The following is a 26,834-nucleotide window of genomic DNA, read 5'->3' on the forward strand; positions in this document are numbered from 1 at the left end:
TGTAAGGTTACCGATGTAAGATTTTCGCGAAACTTGTAATAAAAAAAAAGCGCCTTTGGGGCGCTTTTAAGTGTTTAAGAAGAGAGAAAAAGAGAAGTTTACAGAGGGAGTTTTACAATAAAGGTACTACCCTCACCTAATTTACTTTCAATATCGATAGAACCACCCATGGCGCCGATTTGGGTTTTTACCATGTATAAACCCATGCCCTTCCCTTCAACATCGAGGTTAAATCGTTTGTATAAACCAAAGAGCTGGTCGCCATATTTAGCTAAATCGATACCCGTTCCGTTATCTTTAAATGTAATGATAACATTCGCATCCTGTTTGGTGGAATAAATAAATAGTTCAGGACGCACGCCTCTTCGCGCATATTTAATGGCATTGGTGATTAGGTTTATGAATACGCTCTGTATATATGGTTTAATGGTATTAATTTCACTGATTTCCTTAAAGTCGTAATCAATAATAGCGCCGGTACTTTTTAGTTTAGTGTCGAGGCTTCCTAAAACACTTTGTACTAATTCATTTAAGTTCACGCGTACCTTCGATTGAGAAATTTCCTTCTTAATATTTAGGATTTCGTTGACGTCTTTAATGGTATTATCGAGTTTTAATGCGGATTCTTCCAAGCCTTTAAAAACAAATTTCATTTCCTTTTCGTTCATACCTGATTTAAGGAGGTTGCTAAACCCTAAGAGCGTGGCTAATGGTGAACGTATGTTATGAGAAACGATGTAGGAGAATTGTTCGAGGTCGCGGTTACGCTGCAATAAATCATCGATTATTTTTTGGCGCTCGGTTTCCAGTTTTTTGAGGGCTGTAATATCATAGGCTGAGATACTATACCCGTTGAGTTCGTTATTATCGAGTACCGGAACAATGTTCATGTTAAAGTGGTAGTTTCTTTTATTATAGGAATAAGCGATGTCGTACGAATATGGCATCTTCTTTTGCTTAACGGATTCCAGTATTTCTATGAATCTATCCTTTCTTGGATCGGGTAAAAGCTCTGTTATCTTTTGTTGTAAATCAATATGAATGCCACTGATGGCCGCGTAACCGTTTTTAAAACTGTTATTGAAGGAAATAATATTGTACGCTTTATCAATGAGTAAATGCCCCACTTCCGTATTTTCGAATACGGAGTTCAGGTTCGCCTCTGATGTTTTAAGTTTTTGGCGGATGATGCTCTTATTATAAAACGTAATGAGTAATTCGGTTACATTATCCAATAAATCGCGTTCTTCTTTTAAGAAAGGGCCTTCGTGTTCGTGTGGTGTTTCCGTGAGGTACACCATTTCTATCTGCAGTAATTTTCCATCATCGGCCTTTTTCACGGAGCGCATACTAAACTCCGAGCTTTTATAAAGTGCCGACTGATAGCAGGCCTCATTAAAGCAAATAAGTGCGCCGCAATTATCAGGAAACTGTAAACCGTTGGGTAATTTGTTCACTACATCAGAAAGTATTTCGGTAAATTCCAGCTCTTCTTCCTTTAAAAGACTACTTACTTCATAAATGGTTTTGATTTCTTTAACTCGCTCATTTAATTGATAGGCGGTCTTTTCTTTTTCCTGTTTATTTTTAATGCCCTTCACGGCCACAGCGAGGTTGCTTGCTAATCTATCTAAAATTTTAACTTCATCTTTATCGAAAGCGCCGGGGCTTGGCGAATACACATTGAGTACGGCGAAAATATCATCATTATATTTTACCGGTAAAGCCACCGAAGATCCTATTCCGTACTTTTTCACTCTTTCCGACCAGGGTTTATAATAATCTGTGTTTACTGTATTATTCGTAACCACGGTTGTGCCATTCATTAGAGCGGTAGCTGTTGGACCGTTTTTTGTGAGCGGATTGGTTACCGATAAATTGATTCCCTTTAAATACGTAATAACACCGGCGTTAGAAATTGGTTTAATTATTCCTTCGGTATCACCGGCTTCGGGTGGTAAACCAATCCAGGCTAAACAATAAGCATCATCGCCAATAAGTGTTTCGCATACCCTGTCGTATAACTGGAATTCGCTGTGTGAATTAAGGATGTTGTCATTAATCTCATTCAGCAAATTTAGTTCGTGATTGTATTTGGTAATGTCTATTTCAAATTTGATACGGTCGGAAACATCATGTAAAGTAAGTACTGTATATCCTTCGGCATCGCTTTCAAAAGTTCCGAATTTTGCTTCTGCGAAAAAATGTTCACCATCTTTTTTACGTAATTCAATCACTTCCCCTTTTACATAATTTTGTAATTGCCGCTCACGCATGGTTAACAAGTCTTCGTGTCCGTTCTCTTCTTCGGAGGAGAGATCTTTTAATGAGAGACTGGAAAGTTCCTCATTGGTATATCCTAATAAATTACACGCGGCAGGATTAGAGAAAGCTATGTTTAACTCCTCATTTATAATTAACATGGGCAGAGGATTGAATTCAATTATATTCCTGAATTTTTCTTCACTCTGCTTAATGGCAATCTCCGCTTGTTTACGTTGCGTGATGTCGATATGAGTTCCAACGGTAAGCGTAGTTATAACACCATCCGCGTCGCGCAGGGTTTGTCCGCGTGACCAAATCCACACCCATTCTCCGTTACTGTGAAGCATTCGAAAATAATTTTCATAGATACCGATTGAACCATTTTTCAAATATGCAGCAAAATGATTGCTGGCCCGTGCTTTATCTTCAGGGTGAAGTAAGTCCAGCCAGGTTTGCTGCAAATTATTATTTCCGGATAAGTCGTAATCATTTACATCACGTCCTAGCATAGAAAAATATTCGGCACTGCACCATAAGAAACCTGTATCTATATGGTATTCCCATGCACCGGTATTGGATACAGAAATAATAGATTTGTAACGCGCCTCACTTATCCGAATTAGTTTTTCCGCTTTTTTACTTTCAGTGATGTCTTTAAACACAACCACATACTCTTCGCCTAAATCGGCATAATTAAACTCAATATCCTTAAACGAACCGTCTTTACATCTTACGCTGGCTTCAAAAGGTTCAAAGCCATTGGCCGATTTAACATCGTTAATTCTTTTGGTCCACTCACCTTTAATATATTCGCGATATTGTATATCGGGATATGCCAAAGGCCACCAGTTGTCGAGATAAGGAATATCTTCTATTGTATAGCCAAATAATTTTACAAACTGATCGTTAAAGTAAATCACCTTATTATTTTTAAGCGTGATGCATTTGGCTAAAGGTGATTTTTGTAACACACGCAAAAACCGGTCTTTGCTTTTTTTAAGTTGACCGATTGCCACTTCCAATTCCGTTACATCGTTGGCCGAAGTTAATACCGCGGGTTTGTTGTTATAGATAATCGGATAGGATGTAACATCCATTAATATTTCTTCGCCTGACTTTTTAATGTGGCGCCATCGACCGTGCTGATGATAGCCTGATGTGGCCATACCGGCTATACTTTCTTTCACCTTTTCGCGGTCTTCAGCCGGACGAAAATCCAAAACTGTCATTTTCGACCATTCACTTTTTGTATAGCCGTATTTTTCAATAACGGCGTCGTTCACTTCCAGAATATTTAATGTTTCGGGTTCCCAAATAAAATTACAGGTAGGAGAGTTGGTAAATAAATCGCGGTATTTAGTCTCTGAAATTTTTAATTGTTCTTCGGCTAATTTTCTTTGTGTAATGTTTAATGAAACTAAGGTAACGCCTATTAATTGGCCGTTATTATCGTAGGCCGGACTAAATTTATGTTCGAACCAGGAATCGCCGGCACCTTTTGCGCCGGGGCGCTCAATAACGATGTGTTGTCCGGATTTAGCAGTTTCAAAACCTTTCAGAAATTCAGCTTTATTTTCATCAATCACATAATTTCTGAAATCATCGCCTTCACAAATGGATTTATTTTGAATGGATTTAAAAGTAATTTCGGCTGTTTTATTGTAACATAGAATTTTATAATCGTTGGAAAGTAAAACAATATTTTCCTGTGTGCTGTCTAAAATGGATTTTAATTTAATCTCCATTTCAGACAGATTCATTTCGTTTTTTTCTTTTGATAATTCGGCCAGCTTTCTATCACTGATATCACTGCTTACAATCGTAACGCCGGCTATTCTTTCTTGGGCATCATACAAGGGAGTATGTGTTGAATGGATAAAATAATCTCTGCCTTGTAAATTAATGCGCAATTCCGTAGAGCGTGTTTCGCCTTTTAGTGCCTGATGAAACGCTTCATAAAAATCGCTTTCATAACCGGGATAAATGTATTCTTTAAATGAGGCACCGATAAGTAATTCTTTATTCAGATTAACTCTGATACGATCGAAGGCCGTATTATTAAAGTTAATAATTGTGCAGTCGGGGCTTAAAAACAAAATGGTTTCATGCGTGTTTTCAAGCAAAGCCGCCATTTTTATTTCATAATCTAATAATTGCTTTTGTTCCTCAATCTCAGAGGTGATGTCGGTAACCAGACAGCCTAGTCCGTTGTCTTTAGGATAGAACATCCATCTTAACCATGCCGAATATTCAGGCGCGTAATTTTCGAAAGTTACAGGTTTTGATTCCTGAATACATTTTTTTAAAAAGCCTTCATATTTATATGCCTGCAAAGAAGGAAAGGTAATCCAGACACTTTGATCTTTTACTTGTTCCGGATTTTGCAACAAACGACAATTACTCTCGGGATACGCGTTTGTAATAATTAAGTATTCGTTAAATTCAAGATATATGCTTTTTCCGAAGCTCATTTAAGTTATAAGTATACTAATATAAAAACTTGTTTGCCATTAACACCATGCCAACAGCTCTTAGTTTGGCGTAAATGTAGAAGGACAGCCTACGCAAAAACCTACAAAAAACACCAAAATCTTACACGTGTAAGATTTTTCAGGTTTAAAAAACAGCTGAAAGACAAAGGATTAATATTTTTAAGAGGGTTAAAATTGAAAATTTAGAAAGGCGGGCGGTTTAAGCTCAAAACAACTATACATATCATTAAATGAAGAGGATTCAAAATTTCGAAAAGGTTCTGGAGTTCGCTCCTGATGCCATGATAATTGTGAACAAACAAGGCATAATTGAATTAGCCAATCAACAAGCCGAGAAAATATTTGGTTATCCTAAAAACGAGTTAATTGGTAATGCCATTGAAATGTTGATACCGGATAGATTTAAGCCAAAACACGGCGGACACAGAAATGGTTATTTTGCTTCGCCACATGTTCGTCCGATGGGTTCAGGAATTAAATTATACGGCAAAAGAAAAGATGGCTCCGAATTCCCTGTTGAAATAAGTTTAAGTCCGATTGAAGAAGAAGAATTGGTAGCGGCGGCTATTCGTGATGTAACCGAAAAAACAAAGCTTTCCGAACGTTTTGAGAATTTGCTTGAATCGGCGCCCGACGCCATGGTAATAGTAAATAAACAAGGTGTTATTGAATTGGTGAATTTACAAACCGAAAAAATGTTTGGATTTTCGCGTACCGAATTAATCGGACAAAAAGTAGAGATATTGATGCCGCAAAGGTTTGCCAACAAACATCCCGGACACAGGGGGAATTTTTTCGAAAATCCGCATGTTCGCCCCATGGGTACGGGATTAAAATTATTCGGACGTAAAAAAGACAACAGCGAATTTCCGATAGAGATTAGTTTGAGTCCGATTGAAAAAGAAGGCTTAGTAGCAGCAGCCATACGCGATGTGACACAACGCTTCATGACCGATTATTTGATGGCGAAAAATAAGCAATTAGAAGACTTTGCCTATATCACCTCACATAATTTACGTTCGCCGGTTTCTAACTTAAATTCGCTTTTGCAATTTTATAAAAACGAGAAAACGGAAGAGGGACGCAAAATCATGTTCGACAAATTTGAGATTACCGTGCAGCGATTGGGAGAAACATTAAATAATTTAATGGATGTATTGGTGATACAACACGGAAACAAACCGCTTATTTCAACTGTGTATTTTGAGAATGTCTTTTTTAAAATCAAATCCGGAATGGAGATAATGATTAATGACGCAAACGCGCATATTGAAACCGATTTTAAAGAAGCCCCAAGTGTTGAATACTCGACGGTATATCTGGAAAGCATCATGTACAATTTAATTAATAACGCATTAAAATATTCCTCAGTTAACAGAAAGCCTATAATACGCGTTAAAACATCTATTAAAGACGGTAAAGTTATGTTAACGGTGAGTGATAACGGGATGGGAATTGACCTGAACAAACATGGCAATAAACTATTTGGTTTAAATAAGGTTTTTCATAAGCATCCCGATGCAAAAGGGGTTGGTTTGTTCATTACAAAAACACAAATTGAATCGATGGGCGGACAAATTACCGCGGAGTGCGAGCCGGATAAAGGTTGCACATTTCGAATAATTTTCTAAATTTACGTATGGAAGAATCTAAAAAAACAGTTTGTGTAATTGATGATGATGAGATCTACCAGTTTCTCTGTCGCAAAACCATTGAAACAACTCAGCGCACTAAAAAAATAATGATTTTTTCGAACGGAAAAGACGCAATTGATTTTTTCTGTGACAACAAAAAAAGCTCGGACAATCTTCCTGATGTGATTTTTTTAGATCTTGACATGCCCGTAATGGACGGCTGGCAATTTTTGGATGAATTTTTGCCTTTGAAAAGTAATATTGAAAAGCAAATCATTATTTACATTGTAACATCTTCTGAGCATCCTGTGGATATTTCGAAAGCCAGGGATATTTCTGAAGTGAAAGGATATGTTATAAAACCCATAACAGTTGATAATTTCAACAACATTATGGACGTTCTTGGATAGCAACATGAATTAAAATATTTGATTTTTTATATATTTACTTTTCGAGTCGCTCTACAGTACAGAATAAGTGAGTTTGCTTTTTACAGTATTTTATGAATAAACTTAAAAAAATAATTAGTCAGTTAAACAAGGAGCAGTTTAAAGAGTTTGAAGAAAGCTTGAAAGGCACTAATTCCGTTAAATTCAGTTCACTTTTGCAAAACTATAAAGAAGGGACATTAAGTGATGAAGAGATTAAGGAAGAACTGAAATGTACCGATAACTCTTATTACGTACTTAAATCAAGATTATACGATAAAATACAGCGCTTTTTGCTGGATCATAATACTTCGGTGGTACAAATAGGAAACGAAAGCAATGTATCTAACCTTAGTACTTACCTGTATGAGCATCCGGTTGAAACGGCCATTGCCATGCTGAAGGAACTGGAAAATAAATATATTAATTCCGATTCGCCGGGCGAATTAATAAACGTTTACAGCGCTCTTAAAAAGGCGAATTTTTATTCTGATAAATATTACCATTATTCTCAATTATACAATAATCAGGTGGCCTACGCGCTAGCCTTAGAAAAAGCGGAAGAAACGCTTTGTAATTTTAACCGAACACTTGCCTCCTACTACTTCTCCGCCGCGCCGCAAGACGCGGATTTACTGCAATTACTTATTAAAGAAATTAAAAATCTTTATTCACTCTATAAATCGCCCCGTATTGAAATTATTTACAACATCATTTTAATTCAGTCGGAATTATTTGCTAAAATTGAAATTGAAGAAGCTCCGCCGGTAGAGGATTTATTAAAGCGAAGTGAAAACATCATCAACCTGTTTACGAAAGATAATCGTACGGGCTTGTACAAGCCGGTTATTAATTTTTTAAACTTTGAGTATTATTTCGGACTGAACCAACTAAAAAAAGCGAGTACCTATTATAAAGAAATCGATGTGTTATTTGAGCGATGGCTGCTCCAGAACAATTTGTGCCTTTCCTTTAAATTTTTGCTTTCAAAAATTGATTTTCTGATTGCCATGAACCGCAAGGAGGAAATTGGCGACTCAGAAAAGAGTGTGTTTTACGACGGCAATGATTTACACACGCATGTGATTTATAAATTTTACAATGGTGTTTCGAGTTATTTTAGCGGAAAAGTTAAAAACAGTATCACTTTACTAAACGACTTACTTAATGAGGTTAGTTTTAAAAATTACTTTACCGTTGAAACGGAAATTAAATTAACGCTTGCTTATTTGTACATATTACAAGACGATATTGAAATGGCCGATAACACGCTGAAAGGACTAAGTCGTAAGGTGGCTTCTCTTGGAAATGACGGACTTAAAAACGTTAAGGAAGCCATTAAATTGATGTATCTTATTTCAGATGGTTTGGATAAGAAAAATTCGCTTGCAAAGTACAAAGACACGCTGGAACAATTGAACTATTACAATTTTAAAGGGCGTAAAATACTCAGTTTTTTACAACACGAACTTGAATCGTTGGCTTTAACCAAGAGACGATAAAGCTTCTGTAGTTAAAGGCTTATTCAGGAACACAATTCCCGGATTTAATCTTCTCGCTATTTCTCTGTCGCCTTCATTTAATGAGGAGGTAAGAATAACTATTTTGCTTCTTGAGGTAAATTCATCGGGCATTTCATAGAACTTTTCGATAAACTGGAAGCCATTTATGAGAGGCATATTTAAATCGACAAAGATTACATCGGGCAACATTTCATTCAGCGTATCCTTCTTTACGGCCAGATTATTAAGAAACTCCAAAGCGCTTAATCCATTGGTATTGGTATAAACCTCGGTGGCAAATGAGTTTGCTTCAATTATCTTTTGATTAATGAAGTTATCCATTTCATTATCATCAATCAGCATAACTGTCGAAAATTTACTCGCCGGTTTTTTAATCTTCAATGTTTTCCGTGTCATTACCAACAAATATAATAAAAAGCCGCTTCAATTTTGAAAATAATTAAGGTTTTACGTCTAGAAATCGTATGTTATACCGCTTTTTAATTTTAAGCAAAAGGAAGCGTATTCTCTGTAAGTAGCCTTTTCGCCCTGTAAGGTTTGCCAGCCGGTAAATCCGATTGAATTAACCCATTTAAAATGCTTTAAAAACTGAAGCTTAACCCCAAAACCCGCAGTCATGTCCACGGTGTTATATCTTAAAGCGTCGAAATTAACTTCGCTATCACTGGCCACACGCTTTTCTACCTTCAATTGTGATTTCCCTAAATAAGCGCCGTGATTGTAATTAGCGCTTGTAAAAAGGAATACCTGAAATCCTTCGCGTGCAAATTCATCCAGTATATTATTACATCCGTCAAAAATGGAATATTCTAATGATAATTGCGCTCCCGTAAAGTTAAGTTTACGCTTTTGAATATTGGCAGAGAGTTCAATTTGCATCGGGCCCTTACTTACATGTATGCTTGGATTATACATCGTACCGAATCCGCAACCTCCTACAGTGCTGGAAGCTCCTATACCTACATTAATAAGGCGGTCTTGAGAAAAAACCTGACTTGAGATAAATACTAATACTACTGCTAATACTTTTAATGTTAATTGCATTTTGTTTGCTGTTTTGTTTACTGTTGTTTTCATGGTAAATTGTTTTTTAAAATTTATGGAACAAAGTAACGGCAGCAATCCTGCGCCGGAAAGCCGATAAATCTTACATTCTTAGTGCATGTAAGATTTATTATTTTTTTGTTTTAAAAACGACGGTATTCACTCCTATTTCACAAAACTCTATAACACATGTAAGATTTTCGTGTTTTGTGTTTACGCTTATGCCTTATACTTGCCTTTACTTTGCTTCAAAATAAAATCACCATGAAAGCAAAACACATTAATCAAAACAACAATCCTATCAGTATTCATTTTAAGGATAATAAACTTTCCTTTTCTACCAATGATAGCGGTTTATTATCCAAAGTAAAGGAGCATGCCGCCAAAAAACTTGAAAACGCATTGGAATGCGCGCAACTGGGCTTATGGGAATATGACACTATTACCAATATGATTTCGTTTAACGACAGTTACGCTAAAATTCTTGGCTATACAAGCAGAGAACTTCACGCGTATGGCACTTATGGCATTATGCATGAATTGATTCATCCGGAGGATTTAGAAAATGCGATAGACGCGTTTTCTAAAATGCTATCGGGCGAAAAACAGGAATTCCATTTTAATATGCGAATGCTGAACAAAAACAAACAATATATCTGGATATTCAGCACCGGAAGCGCTTCGGAATGGGATGAAATCGGCACGCCTGTTAAATACATGGGTATCATGAAAGATAATTCGGAAGCTAAAACAATTGAAAAGGAAAAGGAAAAACTCTACAAAGAGCTGGCACGTAAAAAGGAAACCTATGAAGAAAGAATAAAGGAACAACAGTTACTTTATACTGTTTTTAATCTGCTAAACAGTAATAAAAATGTAAATACCACATTAAATAATATCGTGAGCTTACTTCCTTCCGGCTGCCGGTTACCGGATGAAATTAGCGCCAGAATAACGTTTGACAACTTAACTTACTGCACAGAGCAGTTTAATGAATCATTCCACTTTTTAAATTCCTCCTTTCAAACCTCATCGGGCAAACAAGGACAAATTGAACTATTTTACAAGAACGAGCTGTCGGAAAAAACAATCGGGCCTTCCTTTACCGAAGCTCATAACTTGATTGACACATTAAGCGTGATGCTTAAGTCGTGGTTAGATAAAAGGGAAACGGAACGTAACTTACAAAACATGCTGGTTGAATTGGAAGGGAAAATTGAGGAACGTACACAAGAGCTCAAAAAAGCGAATGGTAAACTTATATCCATTAACAAAGACATTAACGACAGTATCAATTACGCGAACCGTATACAAAGAGCCATCTTACCAACTGAAAGCATGGTGAATGAAGCCTTTGATGAAGCGTTTGTTTTATATCTTCCAAAAGACATTATCAGCGGTGATTTTTACTGGTTGCATAATTCGGGCGATAAAGTATTTTACGTTTGTGCCGATTGTACGGGGCACGGTGTACCCGGCGCGTTAATGTCGATGGTTGGGAATCAATTATTAGATTACATTATTACAGATCGGAAAATTGATGATGCTGAAATGATACTTCATGAAATCGATAGATCCATTACCAAAATGTTTCAGAAAGGAAATATTGAAGAAGGCTTAAGAGACGGCATGTCGTTATCACTTTGCATCGTAGACAAATCCAACATGACTGTTTCGTTTGCAGGCGCGTATAATAACGCATATATATTCAGAAATGATGAAATATTGGTATTAGAAGCCGATCGCTTCTCGATTGGCGGACACGGAGATGAAATAAAACCGTTTCATAAAAGCGTTATATCCTATGAAAAAGGCGATTCGTTATATATGTTTACCGATGGCTTACCCGATCAATTTGGCGGACCGAAAGGCAAAAAACTAATGCGAAAAAATGTATTGGAATTAATAAAGCAAAATACTCACGAAAGCTTTAATACGCAGGGAAAAATATATGAGCATGCTTTTAAAAAATGGAAAGGCGATCAGTTTCAGGTGGATGATGTTACTTTACTGGGCGTTAAATTATAGAACAGATACGCTCTCAAATACTCAGTTTAGCACCTCAAATCGTTAACAAAGTCAACGCCTAAAACAAGCTATTGAGCTAAATTAAAAGAATGATTTCTCGTTTATTAGTATATTAGTATCACTAAGTACTGAGAATATGTCTACCATCCGAATTTTAGTTGCCGATAATTATCCTTTAAGCCGTAACGGAATAGTTCATTTATTACGCAGGGATTATGATAAAATAATAATTTCTGAAGCCGACACCTTTCATAAAATTGACAAGCTGCTGTTTGACAAAAAATTTAATTTACTAATACTTAGTCAATCGGAAGTAGGCAAAAATCATTTTTCCGCTATCAGAAGAATTAAAAATTCCTATCCGGAATTACCAATATTGGTAATGTGTATTTATCCGGAGAACTCCTATTCTTATAAAGTATTAAAATCCGGAGCGATGGCATATTTATCCAGAAGTTCAGGAATCAATGAGTTTAAAACCGCTGTAAAATATTTGCTGGCCGGTAAAGAGTATATTTCTTCAAATACTCTCCTGAGTTTAATGGAAAAAACCCGCAAGCAAAAAAAATTATCCATTGAGCAATTAAGCAGCAGAGAATTACAGGTGCTGAAACTTTTGGCTGCCGGCAAATCGAATAAAACGATTGCACAGGAAACAAAACTGGTGGGAACAACAATAAGTACGTATCGTTTGCGTATCTTGAAAAAATTAGGCCTAAAAAACAATGCGCAACTTATTAAAATTGCCATCGACTACAACCTGGTGTAAAAAGTTTTACTTAATCAGTTTACATTTATAGGCGTACATAACAATACCGGCCGTATTTTTCGCTCCAATCTTTTTCAGAATTCTTTCACGGTGTCCATCCACTGAACGTACGCTTAAATCAAGTATCGCGGCAATTTCCTTATTGGTAAGTTCTTCGCAAATTAACCGGGTAATTTCAGTTTCAATATCAGAAAGCTGATTGTAATTAAATTTAGGGGTAATTTTCTCGTTGGAAATCAAACTTCGCAACATACCCTTCGAAAATTTATCGTTAAAATAATAATTGCTTTCAACCACCGATTTAATGGCATTCACCACATTATCTATGTCCTCGCTCTTAGGTAAAAATCCATTTGCACCTGTTTCAATCAAATGTATCACCATTTCCTCCTCATCATGCATGGTTAAAATAATCACTTTGGTTGGATAACCTTTTGATTTGATTTTCTTGAGCGCATCAATTCCATTCATTATCGGCATTTCAATATCGAGCAATATTACATCCGGTAATTGTTCTGATTTTTCTAAATGATCCATTAAATCTTTACCGTCTACCGCCTCAAACAGAATGTTAATTTCATCAAACTCCTTTAAAAGTGAAATGATTCCTTTTCTGAACAGATGCTGATCATCAGCAATGGCTACATTAATTTTTTCCGTCATAAATCGGTGTTTTAAGCGTAATTTTTGGTTGATGTTCTGCTCCGTTCATATAAGATAATTCGGAGGAGGTAAGCTGAGCTCTGCTTTGAATACTTTTAAGCCCTATTCCCCTACCCGCCTGAATTAACTCCTTTATTACATCGTTAGTGATGCCTACACCGTTATGAAAAATGGTGGTTATTAAAAGTTTATCCTGAACTTTTGTCTCCAGTTTAATGGATGTTGCGCCGCTGTGTTTAATTACATTATTAAGAAGCTCTTTAATTAAACGATACAGCTGCAATTCATTTTTCTTACTAAAGGTAACTTCCACATCGTTACTCTGATATTCTACATTTACCAAATCACTTAAATCCAATTGACGGCACAGTTCCTTTAATCCCTTTATTAAACCAAGGATGGATAAGGTGGGCGGCATTAAGTCGTGGGAAATAGCGCGCAATGTAGAAATGGAATCTTCCAAAATATTTTGATTGTCTTCAATCAATTGCAGAGTAAGGTTTGTGTCGTTTATGTTTCTTTTAATTTTCGTAAAATTAAGTTTAATCACATTGAGAGTCATACCCACATCATCGTGTATATTACCGGCAATTTTTTTTCGTTCGGCCTCAGCTACCTCAACGGAGGCATCCAGGAGCTGACGTTGAAATTCATTTTCTTTATCCTGAAGAATGGTTTTGTTAGCCAACATGCGCTTTTGATAGTACATAACAAATACAACAATAAAAGAAGCCAGGGTAAGCATGCCCAAACTCCCTAATACCACGATAACCGTAAAATCTATGCCTTCTTTACCTTCCAAAATCCTATACTAATAAATAAATACCAAACCGCATTTACAAAGGTGTGAATTTTATACATTTCCATGTACGTTTTATTACCCTGACTAATCAGATAATTTCCAAACAGGAATAAAAACAAACTACCCGAAAAATAAAAAAGTACAGCAATATTAATCCAGAAAAAAGGCGCATCTAATAATTTATCGAATAACATCCGACTCATAATGAGATAAAAAGAAATCAGGGAGTAAACAATGAGGGTGATGGATTCTATTGATACCGTTAAAGTATTAACTCTTTTAAACCCATTAATAAAAAAGAGATCAATAAGGGCAATTAGCAAAAAAACCAATAATACTATTTTATTAAAATAGGTTTTCTTGACACTATTTGTAAAATTTGAATAGAAAAATGACAAGAAAACAAACTCCAGTATTGTAAAACAATTGAAAATACCTAGCGTATTTATGTTTCTTTTCATAAGAATTAAAGTAATTATTTCTATTCCTAAAGAAATAATTAAAAGCCAAAAAACACTTTTATAATCCGCAGACTTATAGATTGATTTACCGAGACCAATAAAAATTGGAATCAACATCATGAAGCTAACAAAGTATAAAATAAGCGACATAAAAAAGGGACCAAAAGTCCCTAATTTAAACAAATTAACCCATTAACTGACTTCCATTTCCATCACAATATGGTGGACAACCAAATCCCTTTTCCAAAATATAACCGTCGGTCATGTCATTTCCGTCTTCATTAGTTCCTACCAACACCATAATAGGATTTCCATCATCATCAATTGCTTTGTAAATACGAATGCCCTGACAAGCACGTTGATTTAACAAACTGTTTAGGTGATTAATTCCATAAAAAATTGCATTAACACCATCAAAGTGCTCGCTATTGCGATAATTAGCTGTCCATCTGGCAGCGTCTTCAAGAGAAACCATTTCTCCTTCATTTCCTGTAAAAGCCATAATTGTATTTTTTTATAAGTTTAACCAAAATTAGAGCTATTTCAAGGCTACCCTACGTGTGTTGAAACACCTGAAAAACAATTGTTTGATTTAGATTGGTTTAAAAAATCAGTGACGTAAAAACACACACGTTTTTGTAGTTATACAACTACAGAACAGTTATACGTAGGCCATCGGAAACAAAATGGTAAAACAGGTTCCGGCATCGGGCTCACTTTCAACATTAATAACACCTCCCATCGATTCAACCTGTGTTTTGGTCATGTGCAAGCCAAGTCCTTTACCCTCCGTATCAAAATTAAATCGTTTGTACAATCCAAATAAATGTTCACCATACTCCTTTAAATTTATCCCAATTCCATTATCACATATCTTTATTTCAATTTCATTTCCCTTTTTAGCGACCGTTATATGTAATTTCAATACACGCTGTACCGATCGGTATTTTATAGCATTACTGATGAGGTTATAGAATATGCTTTCCAGATAACTTTTGATGGTAAACATGTGGCTTGCATTTTCATCTATATCTATACACAATAAACAACCCGAGTTCAGAATTTCCTGTTCAAGCGTTTCAAGTATGCCCTGCAATAATTTATGAAAATAAACCTTCTCTCGCTTTTGATTGATGCTGGATTTGGCATAAAGAATTGAGCTTAAATCCTTCACGATTTCGTCCATTTTCAAGGAGGCCTCTCTGATAAACGAAAGAACTCTGTCACGTTCTTTTTCGTTTATATTACTCTGATTTAAAATGCTTGTTAAACCAATAATATTGGCTATTGGTGATCGGAGATTATGAGAAACAATATAATTAAACTGCATCATCTCATTGTTTCTATTCGTAAGTTCGTTAATGAGTTTCTTCATTTCGAATTCCTTATTCTTTATCTCAGTTATGTCGCGAATAATTGTCTGTATTCCAACTAACTTATTCTTTTCTATAACCGGCGACAACCTGTCTTCTAACCACAATCTTTTTCCGGCGGTTGTGAGTCCTTCGTACACAAATGAAACCTCTTTTTCATATCCGTGTATATAATCTGCGTAATGCTTTCGTAATCCCGCTTGCCATCCGGGGGCAATATATTCTTCCAAATTAAGATTAATCAACTCGATCTCTTCTAATCCGATTAATTCTAAAAAACGCTTATTTGCGAATTTTACCCGCCCCGATAAATCGCGCACAACAATCGCATCATTAATGTTTTCTACAAGATTTTTATACTTACGCTCATTTTTAACCAATACATCCAACATGTGTTTGCGCTCTGTTATGTCTCTGAAGAAACATTGTACACCAATCTGCACTTCATCCTCCCATAAAGGCGAGCAGTTTCCTTCGATGTATATTTTCACGCCGGCTTTTGTAACAAACGCGGTTTCGGGTACTTTAACGGGTTTTCCGGCCAAAACTTTTTTTAATAAGCGCTTAAAGGGTACGAATGATTCTTTATGTATAATATTGAAAATATTAACCAACTCAATTTCCTGGTCGTTATAAAGAAATGCTTTTTTAAAATAGTTGTTTAAAAAAACGAATTTTCCTTCTAAGTCAAACGAAAAGATTAATTCGTTACTCCGTTCGAGTATTTCTCTGTACCTCGACTCGCTTCTCGCAATTTTTCTTGAAAATAATATACGATCCGTAATGTCGACTTGCCTTATTACTAATTTGAGATCCGACTCATCATACCCGGTTATAGAGAGTAAAAACCATTTTTCCTTATTAGCTATTTCTGTTTTATATTCTAATTGAAAAAAATTGAGCTTGCCATTTAAAATTTTATAAATTCCATCCAGCACTTTAAGGGCATTGGCGTTTTTTTTTGTTGAACTTAAAAATAATACATCGAGGTAGTTGTCGCCCACCTTACCACTTACCAATGTATTCTTTACTTTTTTATTGCTGAAATTAAACCATGATTCGTTGGCGAATATAATATTACCGAAATTATTTATTACCGCTAATTGGGATTTAAGGACAGATAAAATTCCACGGTTTAACGCTTCACTTTTCTTTAAGTCGTCGAGCACTTTAATTTTGTCATCAATTATCATATAAAACCGGAATTTTTATTATCCGGAACGGTGTATCGTTTACGCGTTATGGACACTTCCATAACCTGATAATTCACTTTTTAGACACTCTAATTAATACATAAAGAGTAGACTGCTTCAGCATTAAGAGGTTTGTTCAAAAATGCTTTTACCTGTTTAAATTGCTTAGAGTAATCGCGTTCAATCAAATTGCTTGAAGAAGTCAATATTATAAAATTCATTTCAATACCCAGCTCTTCAATTTTACCTATTAATTCATACCCATTCATTTGCGGCATGTTTAAGTCAAGTAATACAATAGAATTTTGTTCTATTCCGGTTTTAGAAACATCATCGATAAACCGGGAAGGATCGGTGTACTTTTTTATGACCGCTTTTGGAAATTGTGCCAGTATGAGATACTCACTGATGAAATTACTTGTTTCATCATCATCAACTAAATAGAATATGATGTTATTATCCATTTTTTTATCTGCCTATCTGATACAAAATTACCCCCATATTATTTAAAAAAAAAGTGTGAAAACACCCAAATGCCTATGATTTTTTACGTGCGATTTGTAGATATAATTCTACAAAATTAATAAAACAGCGTGTAAGTTGCATATAAAAGACGTTTGCATCAAAGAAACAAAACTGAGAATATCCATGAAAACAAAAAGCCCCGCAATTGCGGGGCTTAATTTTTGAAATAAAATTTAACTATTGATTATGGAATATCTTTTGCGTAAATCGTTTTTCAGTAGTTGTTACAGTTACGAATACGATTTGTTCCTTAGCATTTAAATCAAGATAGTATCTCTCCGTTGTTGTTTCTACATTCATTGGAGAAATCAGCACCTGACCTAAAATATTATTTACGCTGATTGTAGCTTTTGTACTCTTATCAAACGCTAAGTCTACATAAATACCGCGGGCATCTTTCCCTACCTTAATGGTGTTATCCAAATTTTGGTAAGCTAAAACTCCGGACAATGTAGGGCTATTAACTGCATGCACCTGATAGGTAAACATGGATGAATCGGCACATGTAGAATTAATAGCATATAAACTTACATTATAATTACCGGCAGTTGAGTACATGTAAGAAGGATTTTGTTGCGCTGATGTATTACCATCGCCAAAATGCCAACTGTATGTATCTGCATTCGTTGAATTATTTGTAAACACAAATTGGGTTGTACCATTAACATTCAAAGTATCAAAGTTTACTGTAAATGCTGATGCAGGTAATGGTGCTGTGCTATTAAGAACAAAGCTGGCATTTGCGTTATCACAAGACCCAACAGTATTTACATCAACCTGATAATTACCGACTCCAACGTTTAATAATGTATCGGCTGTTGATTTGTTTAGGGATGTTTTAATAACGTTATTGCTTGCATCCTTCCAAGTATAGTTCCATGGTCCGGAAGTAGAAGTACCCTGAGCAATTACCGAACCATTATTACCCTTCTTACATAAAGGATTGTTAACATTGGAGGATAATGTACCCGGATTAACGGTAATTCTCAATTCATATTGCGGTGTAGTTACATTGGCACTCACTGTAGCTGTGTAAGGTCCGGACTTTAAATTATGAGATGTTGCATTGGCTATATTATATAATGTAACACAAGCACCGGCCGGTAACTTATTAAAGTTTACACCTGTAATTTGGAATACTCCTGCTGTGGCCGTATTTACGGTAATCGGAATAGTTACGGTTCCTCCTAAACTTGGTAAGGCATTACGTAAAAATTTCTGACTTCCTGTAGTACTATAAATTACCGGCAAACCTGGATTAACGGAATTTCCTGTAAAGTAAGCATCCTTTCCGTTATCGAAACCTGTTGTTGCTGCCGGGTCAAAAGTAAAGTATGCATTAGCGAAGAAAGGCTTACTAAATGATGTACTTGTAACATCCAATAAGAAATCATCCCAGAAATAAGGAGTAGCGGCGTTCATCTTTAATACATCCGAGTTATTGGTTCCGGCCAATTTCCAAGATTCATTCGAGCTAAATGATAATCCATTTTGTAACGAACGTACAGAGAAAGCTTGTCCCATTGGAATTACTGAATTAGAACCTGAAGCACTAAAAGGAACGTTTGTCTCCAAGTTTGAATCGTAAACAAAGAATGTGTTATCGATATTTGCAGAGGCTGTTCCCATCGCACTTAACATATTAGCAACTGAAATTGGAGCAGGGAATGGATTTGCAATTAAATGCCATCCGTTGTTAGGAGAAACACCTCCTGTTAAACTTAAATTCCATGAAGCTGAATTCTTTGTATTAACACCTGATCCCTGAAGTGGTATTGTAATTGCTGTTGTATTTGGAAATCCATTTCCAATAAATACCCAATATCCTTCGTTCGAGTTAATGCCTGTTAATGCTGTAATTTCTACGTAATGCAATGCGTTTGTTTCATCACCAACAAAAGTCGTTTCATCATAGGTATAAATTGAAGTAAATGTTACACCTCCTACTTGCGTTCCGTCAGGACAAGTTAAACAAGTGATTGCGAAACTAGAATTCCAACCTGCCATATTTCCACCAATAACACCACCCGAACATAAGTTTATCCAGTTAGTTAAACCAGCTTTCTTAAATACTTCAACCGTTGGATTACCGGTTAAGCTGGCAGAAGCTCCGATGATTCCAACACGTCCTTTATTACTCGCATCGCTCTTAATTGTCAAGTTAGATCCGGAAGCAATTGTACCAACTGAAGGCGTGATGGTTCCCCAAATATTTAATGGGTTACCAAGATTTAAAGTTCCACCCGAACGACTAAAAGTTAAATCGCGCAATGCAGAAGTGGTTGCAGAAGTTTGATCCATCAACAAACTGTTATTAACTGCTCCTGTATTTAAAATATTGAGCGTAGAAGTTGTTGAACCAACCATTACACCATTAGAGGCAGCAACCGGAAAAGTAACTGCACCGTTAAAAGTCAGATTATTACTATTAATATTTATTGTTCCGTTAGTTAAAGCAGCAGAACCATTTACAGTTAAATTACTTCCTAAGGTAATATCACCAGAAGGACGATTCACCGTCAGGTTATTAATTGTGCGGTTAGTTGCACCAACACCAAAACGAATCGTTCCGAATACGCCACTACCGCCAATTGTAACACGCGTGTTACCTGTTAAAATAGATCCTGTACCTGTTATTGATCCATTTAAAATTAAATTTAAAAGCGGACTGCTAACCATACTAAAATTAGAAGTGGCAGATGCAAGATTTAAAACACCATTAATTGTAGTATTACCATTCTGCGTTTTATTTGCACCTCCCGAAATAGTCAAATTATGATACGTCTTATTCCATAAAGTAACAGGCGCGGCTTGAGCAAAATCTATTGTAGAACCACTTAAAACACTCACATTTCCTGCTGCCGGAAATGTAGTATTTTGTATTGTTAAAGTAGAACTGTTATTCACGTTCAAAGTAGCATTTGTTAATGATAACGCTGAACCTGCCGGAATAGTGAGGTTTGTATTAATAGTTGTTCCGTTACCAAGATTTAAAAACACGGTACCACCACTAACAGCCCATGGCGCAGTTAATGCGGCATTGAATGTTGCGGCTGTATTGTTATATAAATTAAATGTTTGACCCGCAGCAGTGAAGCTTAGTGGATTTGGACCGGTTCCATTCGGAAACGCACCCCATGAAGTAGTTTGATGAAGAGCTCCTGTACCATTCCAATAAAAAGTTGTAAGAGAAGTTCCATTAAGTACAATATCATCAATGGCAATAAACGCTCCTGCTGCAGTACCTGTATATGAAAAACGAATATACAATACCGGTGCATTATCGCAAGCTGCGGGCAAATTCACTGTTGTTACAGCATGCCATTGATCGTCAGTAGCTACATCCGTAAATGCCACAGAAGTAAAACTAGAATTATCAAAACTATATTCAACCGTCATGGCAGGAGCACCTGTAGAACGGTAGCCATTCCAATCTAAAGTTAAATTTGTAAAGGCTGAGGCGTTTACTGAAGCAGTAACAGTGGTTTCTAAACCACTGGAACCATCCGCTCCGGCCATCATACTTCCTCCGGAAGAACCCACCACATTACATTCAGGCACACCACCAAAACAAGTTGTACTATTATCATCAATAATCCAGTCAGGATCGGCAGTTGTCCAGTTCCCCGGGAAGCTTGTATTACACGATCCTCCGAAAGTCTCGGAATATGGTAATTGTGCTTTTGTTACAAATGACGCTAACACCATTATAATAACTAATAAAAATCTAGTAAAAATACTTTTCATGATACTGAGGGTTTACATTGTAAGAGTAAATATATAAAATAAAGGTCTGCAAAGCAAAAATATAACCATCATTTTCGATTAAATTCTTGCATCTGTAAGACGAAAGGCCTTTGAATTCTGATCACTCATTCAATCTATGGCTACTAAATTTTTTAGTTAAAAAACGTACCCGAAATCACCAAGCTTATAATATTTTGGTAAATTAGCCGTTTTTTGAAATTAATGAATCTCTCTAAATCACAATCATATAGCCGTTATACTTTCGTAGCGGCATTTATCTTCCTGTTTCAATTTGTTTTTGCTCAAACCGGCTCTGTTCGCGGGTTTGTTTACAATAAATCCGACGGAGAAGCAGTGCCCTTCAGTAATGTTTACTTTAAAGGAACTACAATTGGCGCGAATACCGACCTCAACGGATTTTTCTCTATTACTAAAGTACCTCCGGGAAAATACACGCTCTTAATAACGAATCTTGATTTTGATACCATTACGGAAGACATCACCATAACAGCCGGTGAAATTCTTTCCAAAAAATATTATTGCACCAAAGGCGGTATCAAATTAAAGGAAGTTGAAATCAGCGCCGAAAAAGCCGAGAAAATCGAAAACACTACCGTTGCCGTTCAAAAAATCGATCCAACAATTATTGCTAAACTACCCAGTGTGGGCGAACCTGATTTAGCGCAATACTTACAAGTTTTACCTGGTGTTGTTTTTACCGGCGATCAGGGCGGACAACTGTACATTCGCGGGGGATTGCCTGTACAAAACAAGGTTTTAATGGATGGTATGCAGATTTATAACCCCTTCCACTCTATCGGTTTGTTCTCTGTATTTGACAACGATATCATGAAAAACGCGGATGTCTATTCGGCCGGATTTAATGCTGAATACGGCGGAAGAACTTCTTCTGTGATGGATGTCACCACCCGCGACGGAAATAAAAAACGTTTAAGCGGCAAAATAGCCGCCTCTACTTTTGCGGCAAAAATGGTACTCGAAGGTCCTTTCGTGAAATTAAAAGAAGATGGTAAAGGCAGTGCTTCATTCATTGTATCAGCGAAACATTCTTACCTTCCTCAAACTTCAAAAAGATTATACCAATACGCGAATAAAGACGGACTTCCATTTTACTTTACCGATATATATGGCAAAGCTTCTATTAATGCCACAAACGGAAGTAAAGTAAGCGTTTTTGGATTTAATTTTAATGACAAAGTAGATTATCCGGATATCGCAACCTATAACTGGACTTCTACAGGCGCGGGTTCTAATTTTGTATTAATTCCTTCCGGTTCTAATCTTTTAATTGAAGGTGTATTTGCATTTTCGAATTACAACATCGGTTATCAAAATCCAAAAATTGAAACTGATTCTAAAAAAAGTGGTGTAAGCGGATTTAATGGTGGTTTTAATTTTATTCGTTTTGTGGGAAGAAGCGAAGTGAAATTTGGTTTTGAAGGCATTATTACCAATACAACTTATCAATTACAAAATCCTTTCTTTACAAAAGTTACCGCAGAAAGATCGACGACTGATATTTCAGGATATGTGAAGTATAAATATGTTGATCAAAAAAAGCGTTTCATTTTTGAACCCGGATTTCGCTTAATGTATTACGCCTCTTTAAATGTTTTTTCACCTGAACCGCGCGCCAGCCTTAAAATTAATTTCACGCCTAAAATTCGTTTCAAGGGAGCTGCCGGTCTATACAGCCAAACTCTCATGAGTGCGAGTTCTGACAGAGATGTAGTGAATTTATTCTACGGTTTCATTAATGCGCCAGAAAATCAACAAATGCCTTCTACTTATCTTGATAAAGATGGTAAAACACAAAAGGTGAATTCTTCCGTTCAAAAAGCAAATCATGTAGTAGCCGGATTTGAATTCGACATCATGAGATACATCGATTTAAACGTGGAGGTTTATCAGAAGAATTTTAATCAGGTTATAAATACAAATCGTGATAAACTATTTGATGACACACCGGAAAATACAAGTAAGCCGGACGCGCTTAAAAAAGATTACGTAGTTGAACAAGGGCGCGCACGTGGTTTTGATGTGGTTTTAAAATTTGAATACAAACGCTTTTATCTATGGAGCGTTTACTCTCTTACACTCAATGATCGCTGGCAAGGTAATACAGCAACAGGAACTATCATCAATTATCCTCCTAACTTCGATCGTCGCCACAATGTTAACTTAGTGGGTTCTTATACATTCGGTAAAAAACGAAATTTCGAAGTGAATGTACGTTGGAATTATGGTTCTCCGTTCCCTACCACGCCAACGCAAGGATATTATCCTGCAATCAATTTCAACAATAATCTTAATTATGATTATACAACTTCTAATGCCGAACTTGGTTATTTACCGGGCGACCTAAACTCAGTTCGTTTGCCGGATTATCACCGTTTAGATATTGGATTTAAGTACCGTTATAACTGGACAGAAAAAGTAATTTTAGAAATAAGCGGAGGCGCAACAAATGCTTATAACCGTGAAAATATTTTTTACGTGAATCGCTTTACTTTCGAACGTATTAATCAATTACCGATACTACCGAATCTTAACTTAAGCCTTAGCTTTTAATTGAAAGGTTTAATCTTTTTTTTACCTTTATTCTATGGCCTTTAAAATTTATACTAAAACCGGCGATAAAGGAGAAACCTCTTTAATTGGCGGTACACGTTTACCAAAACATCACATTCGAATTGAAGCGTATGGCACCGTAGATGAATTAAATTCATTTCTGGGATTAATACGCGATAATATACAAGAGAAAGAATTGTTTGATTTATTGATTGCGATTCAAGACCGTTTATTTACTATTGGTTCTCATCTCGCAAGCGATCCTGAAAAAGATATTAAAATGAAACTTCCTGAAATAAATGAAGAGGATGTCTTAATTCTTGAGAAAGCCATCGATAAAATGAATGAAACCTTGCCGGAAATGAAAAGTTTTGTTCTGCCGGGCGGACACACAGTTGTTTCTTATTGTCACATAGCGCGATGTGTTTGTCGCCGAGCCGAACGCGCCGTTTTAAAACTGGCAGAAAACGAGAAAGTAGAAGAAATCATTTATAAGTACCTCAACCGACTTTCGGATTATTTATTTGTTCTCTCCCGCAAATTAACTGTTGATTTTAAAGCCAACGAAATTCCCTGGAAACCCAAAGTGTAAAATGAAAACCCCAAAGGATGTTGTAGAGATGATGATGGCTAAAGATTACTTTAGTCAGTGGCTGGGCATTGAAGTTTTAGAAACAGCTCATGGCACTTCTAAATTAAAAATGACTGTGAAAAAAGAAATGCTGAACGGCTTTGGCATTGCACATGGCGGCATTACATACTCCTTAGCTGATAGCGCTTTGGCCTTTGCCTCAAATTCACACGGAAAAAAAGCAGTCTCCGTTGAAACGTCCATTTCCCATTTAGTTTCTTTACTAGAGGGAGATGAAATCGTTGCGGAAGCCAAAGAAGAAAATTGTTCCAACAAAATTGGTGTATATACTATTAAAGTAACTAAGGCCATAGATAATTCTGTGGTCGCTCTCTTCAAAGGCACCGTATACCGTACCTCCAAGGATTGGTAAATTTTTGTTAAAAGATTAAACCTTTCTATTTTCCTGTCGTCAAATCATCAAACCATAAAATCATTGTTATGAAAAGGCTTGTAAAAATTTTACCGTTGGTGATTGGATTGCTACTGACTTCATTCACTCTTAACGCACAAAAAAAAGGTGGCAAACACCATCATGGCCATCCGCATAAAGTGCATCATCACCCACATAAAAAGGTGATAATAAAACCAAGTCCGTTTCGTCCGGCTAAAGTGGTAGTCTATCATCCTTATTGGGGACCAAAACGCGCTATTCATCGCCGTTGGGTATTTTTCCCTAAGTATAATATCTATTGGGACAATTGGAGAAACCATTACGTATTTTGGAATGCAGGTGTATGGGTATCACAACCGGCTCGCCCAACTGTTATCGTGAATATTGATTTGGATAAGGAGAAACACCACGAACTGAAGGAGGATGAAGACGATGTGGATGATATTTATAAAACGAACGACACACACAAAACAGAATACAAACCAGAATAATCTGAAACCCCGGGAGCGATTCCGGGGTTTTTTATTGCTTGTAAAATCTGTACTTTAGTGGCTTATTAATTCAGCTTATGAAACAAGCCTATATCATAAACGGTGTTCGCACCGCCATCGGAAATTTCGGAGGAACTTTATCAGTTGTAAGAACTGATGATTTAGCCACTTTTGTATTACAAGAGTTAATTAAAAAAAATCCTTCAGTTGATTGGTCACAGGTAGGTGATGTTATTTTAGGTTGTGCTAATCAAGCCGGCGAAGATAACCGTAACGTTGCCCGTATGGCAGGTTTAATGGCCGGATTACCCATTACAGTTCCGGGAGTCACTGTGAACCGTTTATGTGCATCCGGATTAAGCGCAAGTATAGATGCCGCAAGGTACATACAGTTAGGTGATGCTGAGTTAATGATTAGCGGTGGTGTGGAAAATATGACACGCGGTCCGTGGGTGATGAGTAAAGCAAGTTCTGCTTTTGGTCGCGATCAACAAATGTATGATAGTAGTTTCGGGTGGAGATTCATCAACCCAAAAATGAAAGAGTTATTTGGTGTAGATGCCATGGGTGAAACCGCCGAAAATGTAGCTGAGTTACATAAAATCAATCGCGAAGATCAAGACAAATTTGCCTTGTGGAGTCAGCAAAAGGCAGCGAAAGCAGTAGCAGCAGGACGATTCGATAAAGAAATTGTTGTTTTAGATATTCCTCAGAGAAAAGGCGATCCAATTAAATTTTCAAAAGATGAATTTGCTAAACCAAATACTACTTTAGAAGGATTACAAAAATTAAAGGCTTCTTTTAAGAAAGACGGAACTGTAACTGCAGGAAATGCCTCAGGATTAAACGATGGCGCAGCTGCATTATTATTGGCGGGAGAAAATGCAATCAAGCAATTTGGATTAAAACCATTGGCTCGCATTGTATCAAGCGCAGTTGTTGGTATTGAACCAAGAATCATGGGTCTGGGTCCGGTTGAAGCAGGTAATCAAGCTATTAAAAAAGCAGGCTTAAGCTGGAAGGATATTGATATCATTGAACTGAATGAAGCTTTTGCAGCTCAGAGTTTAGGTTGTACGCGCCAATGGAAGTTGGATGATAATGATCCTCGTATTAATCCTAACGGTGGTGCTATTGCCCTCGGACATCCATTAGGCATGAGTGGTGCCCGCATTTTAAATTCAGCGGCTATTGAGTTACAATTACAAAACAAAAAGTATGCTTTGGTGACCATGTGTATAGGTGTTGGACAAGGCTACGCAGCTGTAATTGAAAAGTGCTAAATATTCAGAGAAATTATTTCTTATAAATTAAAGCCACCGCGTAAGCATTTACGCCTTCTTGTCGGCCAACGTAACCCAATTTTTCATTGGTAGTTGCCTTAATGGAAACTTCGTTGGTACTTACTTTTAAAATCGGCGCTAAAACAGTTTGCATAGCGGAAATGTGCGGATTTATTTTGGGTGCTTCCATGCTTAGTGTAGCATCTACATTACCCACCGCGTAACCGTTTTCATCTAATAGGCGAACTACTTCTTGTAAGAGTAATTTACTATCAGCGCCTTTGTATTTAGGATTTGTATTCGGGAAATGAAAACCTATATCCCGAAGATTAGCGGCACCTAACAAGGCATCGCAAATAGCGTGTAATAAAACATCCGCGTCGCTGTGGCCAACACATCCTTTATCAAATTCCAATTTAATACCGCCTAACCACAATTCTCTCCCCTCTCCTAAAGGATGTACATCGTAACCAAATCCAACTCTAATGTTAACCAT

The 26,834-nt window shown here is 36.5% G+C and carries 21 protein-coding genes; 10 read left to right on the forward strand and 11 right to left on the reverse strand.

Annotated elements, in window-relative coordinates:
* Positions 1-98: 98 nt before the first annotated feature.
* Entirely contained in the window at positions 99-4,736 is a 4,638-nt protein-coding gene (locus J0L69_15890; GenBank protein ID MBN8694676.1) for a PAS domain S-box protein, read from the reverse strand.
* A gap of 251 nt (positions 4,737-4,987) precedes the next feature.
* Here J0L69_15890 and J0L69_15895 point away from each other — a divergent pair, with 251 nt between their 5' ends.
* From J0L69_15895 to J0L69_15905, 3 genes are all read left to right on the forward strand, one after another.
* Entirely contained in the window at positions 4,988-6,388 is a 1,401-nt protein-coding gene (locus J0L69_15895) for a PAS domain-containing sensor histidine kinase (GenBank protein MBN8694677.1), read from the forward strand.
* Between the two features lie 8 nt (positions 6,389-6,396).
* Positions 6,397-6,801 carry a response regulator gene (locus J0L69_15900; GenBank protein MBN8694678.1) on the forward strand — a complete coding sequence of 135 codons (405 nt, stop codon included), beginning with the start codon at positions 6,397-6,399 and terminating at the stop codon, positions 6,799-6,801.
* A 92-nt stretch (positions 6,802-6,893) separates the two neighbouring features.
* A complete protein-coding gene (locus tag J0L69_15905) occupies positions 6,894-8,321 on the forward strand; it encodes a hypothetical protein (protein MBN8694679.1) in 1,428 nt (475 codons plus the stop codon).
* On the opposite strand, the gene J0L69_15910 is transcribed toward J0L69_15905, so the two are convergent.
* Entirely contained in the window at positions 8,304-8,684 is a 381-nt protein-coding gene (locus tag J0L69_15910; GenBank protein MBN8694680.1) for a response regulator, read from the reverse strand. The two genes, J0L69_15905 and J0L69_15910, sit on opposite strands and share 18 nt — an antisense overlap.
* A gap of 111 nt (positions 8,685-8,795) precedes the next feature.
* Entirely contained in the window at positions 8,796-9,419 is a 624-nt protein-coding gene (locus J0L69_15915) for a hypothetical protein (protein MBN8694681.1), read from the reverse strand.
* A 231-nt stretch (positions 9,420-9,650) separates the two neighbouring features.
* Here J0L69_15915 and J0L69_15920 point away from each other — a divergent pair, with 231 nt between their 5' ends.
* Positions 9,651-11,414 (forward strand): SpoIIE family protein phosphatase, encoded by a 1,764-nt coding sequence (locus tag J0L69_15920; protein MBN8694682.1) that lies wholly within the window; start codon positions 9,651-9,653, stop codon positions 11,412-11,414.
* A gap of 136 nt (positions 11,415-11,550) precedes the next feature.
* Complete coding sequence (locus J0L69_15925) at positions 11,551-12,183, forward strand: response regulator transcription factor (protein MBN8694683.1); 633 nt, start codon at positions 11,551-11,553, stop codon at positions 12,181-12,183.
* Positions 12,184-12,189: 6 nt separating this feature from the next.
* Here the strand turns inward: J0L69_15925 and J0L69_15930 are convergent, their stop codons facing one another.
* The 7 genes from J0L69_15930 to J0L69_15960 all read right to left on the reverse strand — a co-directional run bounded on the left by J0L69_15930 (position 12,190) and on the right by J0L69_15960 (position 20,947).
* Complete coding sequence (locus J0L69_15930; protein MBN8694684.1) at positions 12,190-12,846, reverse strand: response regulator transcription factor; 657 nt, start codon at positions 12,844-12,846, stop codon at positions 12,190-12,192.
* Positions 12,830-13,648, reverse strand: coding sequence for a hypothetical protein (locus J0L69_15935; protein ID MBN8694685.1), 819 nt, complete (start codon positions 13,646-13,648; stop codon positions 12,830-12,832). Before J0L69_15935 ends, J0L69_15930 begins: the two co-directional genes overlap by 17 nt.
* Complete coding sequence (locus J0L69_15940; protein ID MBN8694686.1) at positions 13,627-13,851, reverse strand: hypothetical protein; 225 nt, start codon at positions 13,849-13,851, stop codon at positions 13,627-13,629. The genes J0L69_15935 and J0L69_15940 overlap by 22 nt, the downstream gene beginning before the upstream one ends.
* 442 nt (positions 13,852-14,293) lie before the next feature.
* Positions 14,294-14,611 (reverse strand): hypothetical protein, encoded by a 318-nt coding sequence (locus J0L69_15945; protein ID MBN8694687.1) that lies wholly within the window; start codon positions 14,609-14,611, stop codon positions 14,294-14,296.
* A 159-nt stretch (positions 14,612-14,770) separates the two neighbouring features.
* Positions 14,771-16,675 (reverse strand): PAS domain-containing sensor histidine kinase, encoded by a 1,905-nt coding sequence (locus J0L69_15950; GenBank protein MBN8694688.1) that lies wholly within the window; start codon positions 16,673-16,675, stop codon positions 14,771-14,773.
* An 89-nt stretch (positions 16,676-16,764) separates the two neighbouring features.
* Entirely contained in the window at positions 16,765-17,139 is a 375-nt protein-coding gene (locus J0L69_15955; protein ID MBN8694689.1) for a response regulator, read from the reverse strand.
* 238 nt (positions 17,140-17,377) lie between these two features.
* Positions 17,378-20,947 (reverse strand): PKD domain-containing protein, encoded by a 3,570-nt coding sequence (locus J0L69_15960; GenBank protein MBN8694690.1) that lies wholly within the window; start codon positions 20,945-20,947, stop codon positions 17,378-17,380.
* Positions 20,948-21,160: 213 nt separating this feature from the next.
* Here J0L69_15960 and J0L69_15965 point away from each other — a divergent pair, with 213 nt between their 5' ends.
* The 5 genes from J0L69_15965 (at position 21,161) to pcaF (ending at position 26,338) form a co-directional block, all read left to right on the forward strand.
* On the forward strand, positions 21,161-23,539 hold the full coding sequence (locus tag J0L69_15965) for a TonB-dependent receptor (protein MBN8694691.1): 2,379 nt from the start codon (positions 21,161-21,163) through the stop codon (positions 23,537-23,539).
* A gap of 34 nt (positions 23,540-23,573) precedes the next feature.
* Positions 23,574-24,131 carry a cob(I)yrinic acid a,c-diamide adenosyltransferase gene (locus tag J0L69_15970; GenBank protein MBN8694692.1) on the forward strand — a complete coding sequence of 186 codons (558 nt, stop codon included), beginning with the start codon at positions 23,574-23,576 and terminating at the stop codon, positions 24,129-24,131.
* Between the two features lies 1 nt (position 24,132).
* Positions 24,133-24,543, forward strand: coding sequence for a hotdog fold thioesterase (locus tag J0L69_15975; protein MBN8694693.1), 411 nt, complete (start codon positions 24,133-24,135; stop codon positions 24,541-24,543).
* A gap of 68 nt (positions 24,544-24,611) precedes the next feature.
* Positions 24,612-25,055: a hypothetical protein gene (locus tag J0L69_15980; GenBank protein MBN8694694.1), complete on the forward strand. Its 444-nt coding sequence runs from the start codon at positions 24,612-24,614 to the stop codon at positions 25,053-25,055.
* Positions 25,056-25,132: 77 nt separating this feature from the next.
* On the forward strand, positions 25,133-26,338 hold the full coding sequence (gene pcaF / locus J0L69_15985; protein MBN8694695.1) for a 3-oxoadipyl-CoA thiolase: 1,206 nt from the start codon (positions 25,133-25,135) through the stop codon (positions 26,336-26,338).
* A gap of 13 nt (positions 26,339-26,351) precedes the next feature.
* Here the strand turns inward: pcaF and J0L69_15990 are convergent, their stop codons facing one another.
* Positions 26,352-26,834, reverse strand: coding sequence for a 2-C-methyl-D-erythritol 2,4-cyclodiphosphate synthase (locus J0L69_15990; protein ID MBN8694696.1), 483 nt, complete (start codon positions 26,832-26,834; stop codon positions 26,352-26,354).

The sequence above is a fragment of the Bacteroidota bacterium genome, assembly GCA_017303905.1.
Taxonomy (GTDB): domain Bacteria; phylum Bacteroidota; class Bacteroidia; order B-17B0; family Aurantibacillaceae; genus JAHEYG01.

Excerpts from the sequence above, each read along its gene's own strand:
- J0L69_15950 (MBN8694688.1), bottom strand. The coding sequence starts at position 16,675 with ATGATAATTGATGACAAAATTAAAGTGCTCGACGACTTAAAGAAAAGT.
- J0L69_15970 (MBN8694692.1), top strand. The coding sequence starts at position 23,574 with ATGGCCTTTAAAATTTATACTAAAACCGGCGATAAAGGAGAAACCTCT.
- J0L69_15910 (MBN8694680.1), bottom strand. The coding sequence starts at position 8,684 with ATGCTGATTGATGATAATGAAATGGATAACTTCATTAATCAAAAGATA.
- J0L69_15915 (MBN8694681.1), bottom strand. The coding sequence starts at position 9,419 with ATGAAAACAACAGTAAACAAAACAGCAAACAAAATGCAATTAACATTA.
- J0L69_15940 (MBN8694686.1), bottom strand. The coding sequence starts at position 13,851 with ATGAGTCGGATGTTATTCGATAAATTATTAGATGCGCCTTTTTTCTGG.
- J0L69_15920 (MBN8694682.1), top strand. The coding sequence starts at position 9,651 with ATGAAAGCAAAACACATTAATCAAAACAACAATCCTATCAGTATTCAT.
- J0L69_15960 (MBN8694690.1), bottom strand. The coding sequence starts at position 20,947 with ATGAAAAGTATTTTTACTAGATTTTTATTAGTTATTATAATGGTGTTA.
- J0L69_15930 (MBN8694684.1), bottom strand. The coding sequence starts at position 12,846 with ATGACGGAAAAAATTAATGTAGCCATTGCTGATGATCAGCATCTGTTC.
- J0L69_15905 (MBN8694679.1), top strand. The coding sequence starts at position 6,894 with ATGAATAAACTTAAAAAAATAATTAGTCAGTTAAACAAGGAGCAGTTT.
- J0L69_15890 (MBN8694676.1), bottom strand. The coding sequence starts at position 4,736 with ATGAGCTTCGGAAAAAGCATATATCTTGAATTTAACGAATACTTAATT.
- pcaF (MBN8694695.1), top strand. The coding sequence starts at position 25,133 with ATGAAACAAGCCTATATCATAAACGGTGTTCGCACCGCCATCGGAAAT.
- J0L69_15980 (MBN8694694.1), top strand. The coding sequence starts at position 24,612 with ATGAAAAGGCTTGTAAAAATTTTACCGTTGGTGATTGGATTGCTACTG.
- J0L69_15895 (MBN8694677.1), top strand. The coding sequence starts at position 4,988 with ATGAAGAGGATTCAAAATTTCGAAAAGGTTCTGGAGTTCGCTCCTGAT.
- J0L69_15975 (MBN8694693.1), top strand. The coding sequence starts at position 24,133 with ATGAAAACCCCAAAGGATGTTGTAGAGATGATGATGGCTAAAGATTAC.
- J0L69_15955 (MBN8694689.1), bottom strand. The coding sequence starts at position 17,139 with ATGGATAATAACATCATATTCTATTTAGTTGATGATGATGAAACAAGT.
- J0L69_15900 (MBN8694678.1), top strand. The coding sequence starts at position 6,397 with ATGGAAGAATCTAAAAAAACAGTTTGTGTAATTGATGATGATGAGATC.
- J0L69_15925 (MBN8694683.1), top strand. The coding sequence starts at position 11,551 with ATGTCTACCATCCGAATTTTAGTTGCCGATAATTATCCTTTAAGCCGT.
- J0L69_15990 (MBN8694696.1), bottom strand. The coding sequence starts at position 26,834 with ATGGTTAACATTAGAGTTGGATTTGGTTACGATGTACATCCTTTAGGA.
- J0L69_15945 (MBN8694687.1), bottom strand. The coding sequence starts at position 14,611 with ATGGCTTTTACAGGAAATGAAGGAGAAATGGTTTCTCTTGAAGACGCT.